General features: G+C 59.6%; 11 protein-coding genes. 7 read left to right on the top strand and 4 right to left on the bottom strand.

Annotated features, from left to right (window positions below; genetic code table 11):
- Positions 1–300: helix-turn-helix domain-containing protein (locus HMPREF9463_RS02990; protein WP_035137022.1), on the bottom strand; the 300-nt coding region annotated here is incomplete at its 3' end.
- Positions 301–604: 304 nt separating this feature from the next.
- On the opposite strand from HMPREF9463_RS02990, the gene HMPREF9463_RS02995 reads away from it, so the two are divergent.
- From HMPREF9463_RS02995 to HMPREF9463_RS03015, 5 genes are all read left to right on the top strand, one after another.
- Positions 605–2086, top strand: a complete 1482-nt coding sequence (locus HMPREF9463_RS02995) for an aminotransferase class I/II-fold pyridoxal phosphate-dependent enzyme (protein WP_084591767.1) — start codon at positions 605–607, stop codon at positions 2084–2086.
- A 226-nt stretch (positions 2087–2312) separates the two neighbouring features.
- On the top strand, positions 2313–3347 hold the full coding sequence (locus HMPREF9463_RS03000; RefSeq protein WP_035137023.1) for an amidohydrolase family protein: 1035 nt from the start codon (positions 2313–2315) through the stop codon (positions 3345–3347).
- Between the two features lie 26 nt (positions 3348–3373).
- Positions 3374–4621: a hypothetical protein gene (locus HMPREF9463_RS03005; protein ID WP_035137027.1), complete on the top strand. Its 1248-nt coding sequence runs from the start codon at positions 3374–3376 to the stop codon at positions 4619–4621.
- Positions 4622–4639: 18 nt separating this feature from the next.
- The gene (locus HMPREF9463_RS03010; RefSeq protein WP_035137029.1) at positions 4640–5758 is read left to right on the top strand and encodes a neutral/alkaline non-lysosomal ceramidase N-terminal domain-containing protein; all 1119 of its coding nucleotides are present in this window, start codon (positions 4640–4642) and stop codon (positions 5756–5758) included.
- Positions 5759–5951: 193 nt separating this feature from the next.
- Positions 5952–7394 (top strand): PTS transporter subunit EIIC, encoded by a 1443-nt coding sequence (locus HMPREF9463_RS03015; RefSeq protein WP_052044039.1) that lies wholly within the window; start codon positions 5952–5954, stop codon positions 7392–7394.
- Positions 7395–7517: 123 nt separating this feature from the next.
- Here HMPREF9463_RS03015 and HMPREF9463_RS03020 read toward each other — a convergent pair whose 3' ends face one another.
- Both HMPREF9463_RS03020 and HMPREF9463_RS03025 read right to left on the bottom strand, forming a co-directional pair.
- Positions 7518–8441, bottom strand: coding sequence for a LysR family transcriptional regulator (locus tag HMPREF9463_RS03020; protein WP_052044040.1), 924 nt, complete (start codon positions 8439–8441; stop codon positions 7518–7520).
- Between the two features lie 36 nt (positions 8442–8477).
- A complete protein-coding gene (locus tag HMPREF9463_RS03025; RefSeq protein WP_035137030.1) occupies positions 8478–8888 on the bottom strand; it encodes a peptide deformylase in 411 nt (136 codons plus the stop codon).
- 205 nt (positions 8889–9093) lie between these two features.
- Here HMPREF9463_RS03025 and HMPREF9463_RS03030 point away from each other — a divergent pair, with 205 nt between their 5' ends.
- On the top strand, positions 9094–10509 hold the full coding sequence (locus tag HMPREF9463_RS03030; RefSeq protein WP_035137031.1) for an MFS transporter: 1416 nt from the start codon (positions 9094–9096) through the stop codon (positions 10507–10509).
- 152 nt (positions 10510–10661) lie between these two features.
- Entirely contained in the window at positions 10662–11573 is a 912-nt protein-coding gene (locus tag HMPREF9463_RS03035) for a hypothetical protein (RefSeq protein ID WP_035137032.1), read from the top strand.
- Positions 11574–11871: 298 nt separating this feature from the next.
- Here HMPREF9463_RS03035 and HMPREF9463_RS03040 read toward each other — a convergent pair.
- The coding region (locus HMPREF9463_RS03040) for a transposase (RefSeq protein WP_148334156.1) at positions 11872–12324 on the bottom strand (453 nt) is incomplete at its 5' end.

Here is a 12324-nt window from a genome sequence, read left to right on the forward strand (position 1 = left end):
GGGCCTCCTCGAGCAGCCGTAGCCCCTCCTGTGCGAGCAGCCGTTGCAGCACCTCGGCCACGCGGAGAGCCTGGGGCAGGCCCCCGACAGGTCCGCGGGCGCGGGCTCGCCGTAGCGCGAGCGCGGCGCGGTGACGTAGCGGTGCGCCGCCACCTCCCTGGTCACGGTCGAGGGCGACCTGCCGAGCTCCGCGGCGATCTCGCGGGCGCTGCGGTTGCGGTCGAGCATCCTCTCGACCGTGTTCCTCTCGTGCCTCGTGAGCCTCCCGTACGACCTTCCGGACGGCTTGGGTCTGGACATGCCGGCCTCCCTCCATCGCGGGCCGGGGGATTCCGGCCCCTCTGGGGTTGCCTACCCGGATTCGCGCCTCAGGACTCAGCGCAACGCGTTGCGCTGAGTCCTGAGGCTGTTGCAATGAAAATGAGAATCAAGGAATCTCGGAGTCCGGTACATTTTCTTATGAAATTGAACTATCGAATGAGGTGCCGCGTTATACTGCTTGCTAAATTGAACCATGGTTCAATTCGTGTTCTATAAATTGAACTTTGCCAGCAAGGAGGTTCTAGTGGCCCAAGAGACGTTTAGCGATCGCCTGCGACAGGCTATGTCCGATCGCGACGTTCGCCAGTCGGACGTGATCCGCGCATCGGAGATGCTCGGCAAAAAACTCGGCAAGAGTCAGATGAGCCAATATGTGAGCGGCAAGACGATCCCGCGGCGCGATGTGGCTGAGCTGCTCGCCCGTATTTTGGAGGTCGATGTTACCTGGCTGCTTGCCGGCGACGCCGATCAAGGCGAGGCATCATCACCCCGCAACGATTCCAAGCCCGAACCCCATCCCTCAGCTCAAATTGCAAGGAGCACCACCATGCGTACTTTTTCTAAATCCACCAAGCTCGATAACGTCCTGTATGACGTGCGCGGTCCCGTCGTCGACGAGGCCGCCCGTATGGAGGACGAGGGCGAGCGCATCCTCAAGCTCAATATCGGCAACCCGGCGCCCTTCGGTTTCCGCACACCCGATGAGGTCATCAAGGACATGCGCCAGCAGCTGCCCGACTGCGAAGGCTATTCCAACTCGCGTGGCCTGTTCTCCGCGCGCAAGGCGATCATGCAGTATTCGCAGATCAAGGGCCTGCCCAACGTTCAGATGGAGCATATCTACACGGGCAACGGCGTGTCCGAGCTCATTCAGCTTTCGATGAACGCGCTGCTTGACAATGGCGACGAGATTCTGATCCCCAGCCCCGACTATCCGCTCTGGACGGCGTGCGCAACCCTTGCTGGCGGTCATCCCGTACATTATCTGTGCGATGAGCAGGCGGATTGGTATCCCGACCTGGAGGATATGGAGTCCAAGATCACGAGCGCGACCAAAGCCCTCGTCATCATCAACCCCAACAACCCCACGGGTTCTGTCTATCCGCGCGAGGTGCTCGAGGGCATCGTCGAGATTGCACGCAGGCATCAGCTGATGATCTTTGCCGATGAGATCTACGACCGCCTGTGCATGGACGGCTACGAGCACGTCTCGATTGCCTCGCTCGCCCCCGACCTGCCCTGCGTTACCTTTAGCGGTCTGTCCAAGTCGCACATGATTGCGGGCTATCGTATTGGCTGGATGGTGCTTTCGGGCAACCAGCGCTGCATGAGCGACTTCATCATGGGCATCAACATGCTCTCTAACATGCGCCTGTGCTCCAACGTACCGGCTCAGTCGATCGTTCAGACGGCACTCGGTGGCCATCAGTCGGTCAACGACTACATCCGTCCCGGCGGCCGTGTCTACGAGCAGCGCAACTTTGTGTATGAGGCGCTCAACAAGATTGACGGCATCTCGGTGGTTAAGCCGCGTGCGGCGTTCTACATCTTCCCCAAGATGGATGTTAAAAAGTTCAACATCACCGATGACGAGCAGTTCGCCCTTGACTTGCTGCACGAGAAGAAGATCCTGATCACGCGCGGCGGCGGCTTCAACTGGGCTGAGCCCGACCACTTCCGCATCGTGTACCTGCCGCGCATGGAAGTACTCAAAGAGTCCCTCGAAGACCTCGCCGATTTCTTCGATCACTACCGCCAGGCGTAACGGCAAAGGTAGGCTGTAATGAAACGGTCGGCCCGCAACGGATGCGGGCCGACCGTTTTCTGTCTAAGCCCGTGCTGTTAGCGCTTGTCTCGTTGAGCGGGCGAGGTTCGCGTGTGAGCGGTAAGTTCTATTCCAAAATGGAATACAGTGGGCTTAAGCCTGAATTGATGTCCGGGTACCTGCTTTTCTAGAATGTTTTCAACAAGATGAAAGGCGGTTCCAACCAATGATTATCGATGCAAATTCCTACTGGTTCGACGAGCACATCTTTCATGACGAGACGCTCTGCGAACAGTTTTTGGCCGAGGTACCCCGCGCCTATGACACCGAAGGCTATCTGACCATGAATTCCGCCGGCAAACGACAAATCGTGATCGAGATGCCCGCCGGTTCTCCGGGTCTTAACTACATTGAGGGCGACTACACCCTCGAGAAGCGCTTGGCCGATATGGATGAGGCGGGGGTCGACAAGGCGATCCTCAAGCTCCCCGGTTGTCACGAGTGGATGTCGCTCGAGATGTGCCGGCGTTTCAACGACGGTATGGCTGCTGACGCGAAGGCGTCAAGTGGCCGTCTGATTCCGCTTGTCGCTGTGCCGCCCTTTGGCACCAAAGCGAATTTGGAGGAGCTCGATCGCAGGCTCGACGATGGTTTTGCGGGTGTGCAGCTCTGCGCTCACTACGGCAAGCGCTATCTCGACGACCAGGTCTTCTCGAGCTTTTTCGAGCACCTGAACGAACGCCATGTCACCGTTTACGTGCACCATGTTCCCGTGCCGGTCGAGAACGAATCGCTTCTCGCGTACGACAACCTTCGCCGCTCTTATGGCCGCTGCGTCGACCAAACTACGGCGATCGGCCGAGAGATCTTTGGCGATTTCTTTGAGCGCTACCCCAATATCAAGATGGTCCACTCCATGCTCGGCGGCGCATACTTTGCGTTCAAGGAGATGCTGCTGCCTCATGGTCCCAAGCGCCCTGATGCTTCTGGCCGTTTTCAGGTCGATACCGAGACCGTTTCCAGGCGCCTCGAGAACAACATCTATTTCGACATGTCCCATGCTCAGCCTTGGGGCAAGACGCTCCTTGCCTGCGCGGTTGACGTGCTGGGTGCAGACCATATTGTTTTTGGCACGAGCTATCCCGTTAAACGCGAGTGGCTCACCGAGGGTGTCGCCTGCGTTCGCGCTGCAAATCTGAGCGATACAGACAGCGACCTTGTGCTTGGCGGTACGGCGCAGCAACTGTACGGTGTCGAGTGAGCGACAATCAGAGGGGAGTATCTGCCATGGACGAAGGAGAGATGAGGGCTGGGGCCGCTCGTGTGGCCATCGATCTTGGGGACGTGTTGCCGTTCGACGGTTTCGACGAACTCCGTCATGAGGTCTTCGCCCGTGCCCTTATCATCGAGGGGACGGGGCGACGCGCCTGCGTCCTTTCGCTTGAGGTCACCTCGATCGCTCCGGCTCTACTCGCCGATCTGCGTGAGGTTGTTGAGGATGCCGCCAATTGCAGCGGTGCTTATTCTTGGGTGGTTCCTACCCACACGTTTTCCATGCCTCACGTCCGCACTCCCGGGCATCTTGTCGACGATGCTGCCCGCAACCGCAACGAGCGCTATCGCGCAGCGCTCGTCGCTGCCGCCCGCACGGCTGTCGAGCGCGCTGTTGCGGGCATTCGCTCTGCCACGCTCGCCACTGTGGAGGGCGAATGCCCCGTGAACGTTAATCGCGACATTGAGACGCCTGCCGGCTGGTGGTTGGGCTCGAATCCCAGGGGGTTTGCCGACCACACGATGCCCGTACTCGCCATAAGGGATGCCGGGGGCGAGTATGTTGCCGTGCTCGCGACGGCGGACGTTCAGTCCTCCGTGCTCGACGGGTCGCGCGACTCCGAGGGGAGGCACATGGCGAGCGGAGACCTCTTTGGTTTTGCCGCCATGTCACTCGAGCGCGAGCTGGGCGGCGTTGCCCTGTTGCTGCCAGGCGCCGCGGGCGACCAAGGTCCGGCGGAGCGCGCCATGAACGTCATGTTCGATGCGGCCGGCGTTAAGCAGACGGTCGATGCCCATGAAGACGGATACCGCATGCTGCACCAGCAGGGGCAGGCCTTGGGCGATGCTTTGATCGAGGCCGCTCGCATGGCGCGTGAGGATGACGCCACCGGCATCGATGCCCGCACGGTCGACGTTTTTCTGCCCGCTCAGACACGCGCCGATTTTCACTCTTTGGCTCCGCACCAAACGTATGAATTTCATGCCGCTGGCGAGCAGCGCACGAGGGTCTATCTGCTCCGGCTGGGAAACGTCGAGCTTGTCGGCGTACAACCTGAGGTCTCGAGTGCATTCGGCGCCACTGTGCGCGCCGCTCGGTCCGGCTCTGTGTTCTTTGCCACGCTCGTCAACGGCGGACAGAAGTACCTACCGGCTCCCGACGCGTACGAAAAGATCACCTATGAGGCCATGAACTCCGGTTTTGCCGCCGGATCCCATGAGCGCCTCGTCGAAATCATCATTGCCGCCTTGAATGCGGCGTGACACAGAAGGAGAACGTGCATGAACATTGGACACGCGCGCCGCAAAATCACCCCACAGGGCGACATCTACCTGATTGGCTACCGCAATCTTCCCAACCGTCTGGAGCCTGCGGCAGGCGTCCATGACGACGTCTTCGCCAACGCCATCCTCTTCCAGCAAGGCGAACGTGAAGTGTTTCTCTTTAATGCCGATGTCCTCGAGTTCGAGGAAAGCATGGCCGAGGAAGTCAAGACAATGCTCGCCGAGCGCTACGGCATTGACCGTGATTGCGTCCTGCTCTCGGCGACGCACGACCATACTTCAATCGTCGCTTACCACCGCAGCTGGTGGACGGGAAAATTCGACGAGAACTACTACCGCTGGTTCCTCGATACCATTTGCCAATGCTTTGAGGAGTGCCGCGCCAACGCACAGCCCGCGATTTGTCGCTTGGGCAAGCAGGTCATCACCGGTTTCTACGACAACCGCATCATCCCAGGTGAACTCGCCGACAATGAGGTCATTGTCGTATCGTTCTTCGATACCGAAGGCAAGCCATTTGCGGGCTTTGTGAACTGGGCGGTGCATTCCGCTTGCGTCGGACCCGACTGCACGGAGCTCACGAGCGAACTCGCCGGTCTTACCGGCAAAAAGCTCGCTCAGAGTCTTGGTTACTATCCGGCCATGGTCGTCGGTGCTGCTGGCGACTGTAGCGACCGCAATTTTCGTCAGGGACGCGGCATTCCCGAGGTTGAGCGTGTTTCGACCGGTCTTGCCGAGGCGATTTCCCAGATCAAGCTCGATTGCGAGGTCGTTCTTGACCGCATCGAGCCTCAGACGTTCTATCACACCGTTGCCCATGACGACTTTTCACTCACGCTTAAGTGTGCCGTCATCAGTCTGGGCGGCTTGCATCTCTTTGTGTTCCCGAGTGAACTCGGCAGCGACCTGGGCATTCGCATGAAGCGCGAATGTCCGGTCGAGGGAATAGTCTGCGGTTACACCAACGGCTATTTTGAGTATTTCCTTCCGGCACGCGAGTACGGCCTCTCCTTTGAGACCGAGCGTACTCAGATTCCCCAGGGCGAACCGGAACGTCTGTGTGACAAGTTCTGCCAGACGACGAGACTTCTCGGCGCAGCAGCTTCGCGTCTGTAGGCCTGATTGCGTGGCATGGGCCAATGAGGCTCGCTGCCATGTGATCGGTATCTTCCATCTTCTCTGCCGTTCCCCATCCCGGGCGTACGTGCGTCCGCGGATTTCAAAGGGGGAAGCGGGTTCCTTGTCCTCCCACGTCGACTACGGAGGCATGAAATCGATGCTATACCCCGCTCAGAAAAAGGAGAATTCCATGAAATACCAGAAGCTTTGCGATGAAATCATCACAAAGGTCGGTGGTCGAGACAATGTGTTAGACGTGAGCCACTGCATTACGCGTCTCCGCTTCCACCTCAAGGATGAATCGCTCGCCCAGACCAATGAGCTTAAGGCGACGAAGGGCGTCGTTGACGTTATCCAGGCCGGCGGACAGTATCAGGTCGTGATTGGTGCCACTGTCGAGGCCGTCTACAACGACCTTGTTCAGATTGGCGGGTTCGACTCCAAACCCGCGCTCGATATCGATGAAGGCGACGACGTCAAAAAGAGCGATCCATTCTCGCGTCTGCTTGCCATCATCTCCGAGATTCTGCAACCGGTTCTTGGCGTGCTTATGGCCGGTGGCTTTATCAAGTCGATGCTCGCGCTCTGCACGGTTGCCGGTTGGCTTGCCAAGGACAGCAATACGTATGTGACGCTCTCGGCAATCGGAGATTCGGTCTTCTATTACTTTCCGCTAATCATTGGCTGGACGTCGGCCAAGAAGTTCGGACTTAAGCCCGTTATGGGAATGGCGCTCGGTGGTATCCTCGTCTACCCGACGCTCGTTGCCCTTATGGGCGGAGATCCGCTCTACACGCTCGGCGCCGGCACGGTCTTCGAGTCCAATGTCTACGGTGATATTTTTGGCATCCCGCTGATCATGCAGAATTACTCATCGACGATTCTGCCTGCGATCTTTATCGTCTGGATTGCCTCCAAGGTGCACAAGGCCCTTTCTAACGCGCTGCCCGCGCTTGTGAGCTCGTTCTTCTCCAACATCCTGACGCTCCTCATTTGCGGCATCCTTGGCCTGCTTGTGGTCGGTCCGGTCATGACGGTCCTCTCCAACATCGTTGCCCAGATCATCTTGATGCTCATCAACTTCCAGCCCGCCATCGCCGGCTTCGTCATCGGCACGTTCTGGAGCCTGCTCGTCATGTTCGGCCTGCACTGGGGTATCATCCCGCTGTGGTTCCTCGATGTCGCAACCTACGGCTATGACCTCATTAATCCGCTCGTGTATGCAGGCGGTTGTGCCATCGCCGGTACTGTGCTTGGCATGATCATCCGAACCAAGGATTCCGAGGAAAATGCTGCCGTCAACATTCCCGCCCTTGTCTCTTCGATTTTCGGTGTCAACGAGCCTGCGCTTTACGCCATCTTGCTGCCGCGTAAGCGCCTTATGTGGGCAACCTTTATTTCCGCTGGTGTAGGCGGCGCCATCGCCGGCCTCATGGGTGCCAAACTCTATGCCTTCGGTGCCTCCGGCCCGCTCGGTTTCCCGAGCTTTATTAACCCTGCCGGCATCGACATGGGCTTTATCGGCCTTGTCATCTCCGGTGTGGTCGCTTTCGTTCTGGCTCTTGTCGCCGCTATGGTGATCGGTACCAGGAAGGACGAGGGCGGTAAGGCGCTCAACATCTCGGTGGACTAGTCTGTCTGCGCACTTTAACTAAATATGCCTCGGACGGCGACGTGCCGCCCGAGGCATATTTGTGTTTTGTGCCGTTGTCAGCGTGTTTGCGGACACAAGTCTGCGGTTGTGGAGCAGCGGGGATTATGACGGTCGTGCCGCGGTGGAAGACGTACGGTCGCCCTGCAGGAGCTGACGGTAGGGGAGGAAGCCGATGAACGAGACGACCGCCTGCGAGTGCGCGGCGTTTCGCTTGAGGTAGAGCCTGACCTCGGAGGTCGTCGCGGGCTCGAGCGGCACCAGGGCTACCTTTCCGCTGGCGAGCGATTCCGCCGGCTTGCGCATGAGGAATGAGACGCCGGCGCCGCGCGCGACAAGGGAGATGATGTTCTCGGCTCGTTTGCCGGTGAACGTAACACGTGGGCCAAATCCAGCTTCGCGACAAAGGGAAAGGACGAGCTCGCTTACGAACGAGCCTTGGGGAAGCATGAGGAAATTCTCGTCGATAAGGTCGTCTATCTCGACGGTGTCACGTTCGGCGAGCGGATGGTCGAGTGGAAGGACGGCCACGAGCCGGTCGGTCGTAAAGGGAATCTTTTTGAACTCCGGCTCGATGGCGCCGCCGTCACGGATGAAGGCCAGGTCAATGTCCTCGTGCAGGAGCATGCGCTTGAGTGTGTCGCCCTCGCCCTCGATGAGCTCAACGGAATATGAGGGGTTCGCCTGCTGAAAATCGATGACGGCGTCCGTGATCCCATAAGGGGCCATAATGGGGATAGAACCTACGGTGAGGTGCTCGAGCGGCTCACCTGCGCCTATTTGAATGGCGGCAAGATAGCGGTGCTGAAGCGTCGCAATTTTTTGCGCATAGGGGAGGAGCGCTTCACCTTGCGCGGTGAGTGTTACGTGGCGCTGGCTTCGATCGATGAGCTTGCAGCCGAGTTCGTGCTCCATTGCCATGATGTGCTTGGAGAGGGTTGATTGCGACATGAAAAGCAGTTCCGCCGCATCAAGAAACGTGCGTGACTGCGCTAAGATGGCGAATTCGCCAAAGCGGCTGATATCCATAGGGAGGCCTCCGGTACCCTCATTTTGGCAGGTGGCCTAAACCACGACGCCGTTGCAGTGGTCGATTTCGTGCTGGATGATCTCGGCGGTGTAGCCCGAGAAGTTTTTGATGCGGTGGACGAAGTTCTCGTCCAAATACTCCACCTTAATGCGGCGATAGCGGGTACAGGGACGCTCGCCGATCAGCGAGAGACATCCTTCGCTCGTCTGATAGGCATTGACTTGCTCAAGAATTTGAGGGTTGTACATCAGGAGTGTCCTGTTGCCGTCCTTTACGCAGATGATGCGTTTGCGCACGCCAATCATGTTGGCGGCGAGGCCCACGCACTCGCGCTCATGCTCGTGGAGTGTATCCAGGAGGTCCTGCCCGGTCGCGGCGTCGTCGGGTCCCGCGTCTTCGGAAGGCAGGCGCAAAAAGAACTCGGATTTCATGATGGGCTTAATCATGGTGGGCTCCTCATGTCTCATGCTTTCGTGGACTTTTAATAATAGCGCGGAAGGAAAGCTGTGCGTCCGCGTTACAATCTTTCGACGTTGGACCATGTTGTCAGACTCGTCGTGTACGGCGTCTGGCGTAAGTCTAGGGCTCATTTTTCGCCCTGGACTGTTCCTCTGGGGCGATGCAACTGTCGTTCCAAGAGGAAGGAAATGCATGGGGAGCAAATCTCAGCAACAAGTTCAAGTAACGCCATCGGCCACTGCGGCGCTTCTCGTCGTTATGTATATTGCGGCCTTTGTTGCCGCGTTTAACGAGAACATCATTAACGTGGCGTTGCACGACATTATGGCGGCCTTTTCGGTGAGTGCCACCACGGCGCAGTGGCTCGTCTCGGGCTACATGATTGTGACGTCGATCTTTACGGCCATCATGGCCTTCCTGTCCGGCCGTTTCTCGACGCGCAAGCTGTTGTTTTTCGCATGCGGATGTATGGTCGCCGGCGAAGTCCTGTGTCTGATCGCTCCGTCGTTTAGCGTTTTGCTGCCAAGTCGTATTTTGCAGGCTGCGGGATCGGGCATCTTGTTTCCGCTCATGATGAACGTGGTGCTGTCTTGCGCCCCGCGCGAGAAGCTCGGTCTGTATCTGAGCCTGGGTGGTGCCTGCATTACGCTAGGGCCGGCGTTTGGACCCGTGATTAGCGGTCTTATGTGCACGTTATTTGGCTGGAGGGCGGTGTTCGTAGTGCCGCTGGTGGGCGGCATTGTGGTCGCTGCGGCGGGCGTTAAGCTTGTTCAGAATGTCGGAGAGCGCTCGAACACCACGCTTGATATTCTGTCGGTTGTTTTGCTCGCCGCCGGCATTACGGCATTTGTGTATTCCGTAGGCGAGTTCTCGACCAATCTGATTGCCGGCATCGTGGCGCTTTTCGCCGCCATTGTGCTGCTCGGCCTGTTTGCGGCCCGTCAGCTCAAGCTCGAGCATCCGGTGCTTAACGTGCGTCCCATGGCGAGCTTTCGCTTTTGGCCTGCGTGTTTGCTTGTGGTGGTGTCGATGATGACGACGTTCTCGATGAGCGTTTTGTTGCCGCTCTATTTTGAGGGCGCATACGGCATGACCGCACTAATTGCGGGCTTGCTCATTTTGCCGGCGATTGCCTGCAACGCCGTGACCTCGATTGTGGGCGGACGCGTGATGGACGCCCGTGGCGCATGGCCGCTGCTGCCGGTCGGTTTTGCCCTGATTGCCGTGGGGCAGACTGCCATCTCGATGACGGCGGCAAGCATGAACATCGGCGTCGTCGTGGCGCTGACCGTTGTGGTGTATGCCGGAGTCGGTTTGGTGCTGAGCCCCTCGCAAACGGCCGGCTTGGAGACGCTACCCGCCGCTGAACATCCTCACGGAACGGCATTGCTTAACACGTGGAATATGATTGCCGCATCGTTTGGCCCGTCGCTGTTTATCGGTCTGCTCTCGAGTTCTGCCGCGATCGCCGACGCCGCTGGCGCTGCGACGGACGTTGCCCAGGCGATTGGATTTGCGGCTGCCGTGCGTGTGGCGGCTGTAATTGCCGTGGTCGGGTTCGTGGCGTCGCTGGTGTACGCTCGTCGCGAGTCGCACATGTCGCATTAATGTGTGCACATAGATTCTGCAGCTAGATTGGATGGCGACACCATAAACTAATGAACGTTTTGCCGAGAGGCATGAATGTTTAAAGCGCAAAGAGTGCGCGACGGGCCCCGCGAATGGGGCGATGATGCCCGAGAGGGCCAAGAAGGAGTCTCATGTCCGAGAACGAAGAGATCATGAACGAGACCGAGAACGAGACCATGGCTGCCGAGGTCGAGGCAGTCGAGACCGTGGAGACCGAAGCTGCCGAGGTTGAGGCTGCTGACGAGGTTTCCGCCGAGGAGGAGGCCGAGGTTGTCGAGGCCGCCGTTGATTACGATGACGAAGAGCTGATGGACAAGATGCAGAAGGCCGCCCGCCTGCTGCGTAGCCGTCGCTTTGCTATTTCTAAGGAGGAGGAGGCCAAGGCCGAGCGCATGGCGAACATCGAGCGCGCCATCAAACTTCTTGACCTCAAGCCCAAGATGGAGCAGAAGGAAATGTCCGACCTGCTGGGCATGCGCCTTCGTGAGCTCGATGGCCTGATGGCCGAGGCCGAGGCCGCCGATCTGGTCGGCCGCATCGACGACGCCGAGGGCGATATGCGCAAGATTGTTGTCTTCGCCGCCGAGGATGCCGCTGAGGGCCTGGTCGAGCTTGCCAACAAGAAGGAGAAGCTCCTGCCCGAGCTTTCTTACGAGGAGGCCACCGAGCTGATGGCCGCTCTCGATAAGGTTATCGCTCCGCTCGTCGCCATGGGCCTGGACGAGGATCGCGGTCCTCGCGGCGGCCGTGACGACCGTGGTGGCCGTGGCGGCGACCGTGGCGGCCGCGGCGGCTTTGGCGATCGTGGTGGCCGTGGTGGCGACCGCGGCGGTCGCGGTGGCGATCGCGGCGGCCGTGGCGGCTTTGGTGACCGTGGCGGCGACCGTGGCGGTCGCGGCGGCTTTGGCGGCAACCGTGGTGGCTATGGCGATCGCGGCGGCAACCGTGGTGGCTTCGGCGGTAACCGTGGTAACGACCGCGGCGGTCGCGGCGGCGACCGTGGCGGCCGCAACGGCGGCGGCTTCCGCGGTAACCGTTTTTAGTTACGGCGTTTTACCAAACGCCGTAACGGGCCGACGCTGCGCGGGCCGCATTTGGACAATCTGACGTTCAACTTCAAGGGCGCGACCAGAAGGTCAGCGCCCTCTCGTTTCACGTCACCTTGCCTCAAATGCGACCCGCTCGCTGTCCGTCCTCTACCTGCGGCGCTGTCTTGCTCCGGATGCGGCAGTTAGGGACGTTCCTTTTCTGCCGGCAGTTTGGGACACTCCTTGTAGTCATTGGGGACGTTCTTAAATGACTAGTCGTTGGGTGTTCCTATAGTTTTGTCAACCGTCGGGGCTACTCCCGGTAGGGCACCCGGTCGCGCATCACGGCGTATATCGCCCTGAGCCGCTTCCTCGCGACGGCCTTGAGCGCCCGCCCGTGCCCCATGCCCCGCGCCCTGCAGGCCCGGTAGTACTCGCCGTAGCGCCCCGAGGACCTCACCAGGCTGTTGCACGAGAAGATCAGCAGGGACTTGAGCCTCGCGTCGCCGCGCCTGGACGCCCTGACCGACCTCACCGACGTGCCGGAGCTCCTCACCCTCGGGGCTATGCCGCAGTACGAGGCCAGGTGGTCGTGGTCCGGGAACCTCCCGATGTCGACCGACACCGCGAGCTGCGCCGCGGTCCTCGGGCCGATGCCGGGCACGGTGAGCAGACACGCGTAGGTCTCGTCGCCCTCGAGCAGCGCCGCCGTCTCGGCCTCGAGGGCCCCGGCCTCGTCGAGGGCCTCCGATATCCGGGCGCCAGG

This window comes from Collinsella sp. 4_8_47FAA (genome assembly GCF_000763055.1).
Taxonomy (GTDB): domain Bacteria; phylum Actinomycetota; class Coriobacteriia; order Coriobacteriales; family Coriobacteriaceae; genus Collinsella.

Bases quoted from the DNA above. Each gene is read 5' to 3' on its own strand.
- HMPREF9463_RS03030 (WP_035137031.1), top strand. From the start codon at position 9,094: ATGGGGAGCAAATCTCAGCAACAAGTTCAAGTAACGCCATCGGCCACT.
- HMPREF9463_RS03015 (WP_052044039.1), top strand. From the start codon at position 5,952: ATGAAATACCAGAAGCTTTGCGATGAAATCATCACAAAGGTCGGTGGT.
- HMPREF9463_RS03010 (WP_035137029.1), top strand. From the start codon at position 4,640: ATGAACATTGGACACGCGCGCCGCAAAATCACCCCACAGGGCGACATC.
- HMPREF9463_RS03005 (WP_035137027.1), top strand. From the start codon at position 3,374: ATGGACGAAGGAGAGATGAGGGCTGGGGCCGCTCGTGTGGCCATCGAT.
- HMPREF9463_RS03035 (WP_035137032.1), top strand. From the start codon at position 10,662: ATGTCCGAGAACGAAGAGATCATGAACGAGACCGAGAACGAGACCATG.
- HMPREF9463_RS03020 (WP_052044040.1), bottom strand. From the start codon at position 8,441: ATGGATATCAGCCGCTTTGGCGAATTCGCCATCTTAGCGCAGTCACGC.
- HMPREF9463_RS03025 (WP_035137030.1), bottom strand. From the start codon at position 8,888: ATGATTAAGCCCATCATGAAATCCGAGTTCTTTTTGCGCCTGCCTTCC.
- HMPREF9463_RS03000 (WP_035137023.1), top strand. From the start codon at position 2,313: ATGATTATCGATGCAAATTCCTACTGGTTCGACGAGCACATCTTTCAT.
- HMPREF9463_RS02995 (WP_084591767.1), top strand. From the start codon at position 605: ATGTCCGATCGCGACGTTCGCCAGTCGGACGTGATCCGCGCATCGGAG.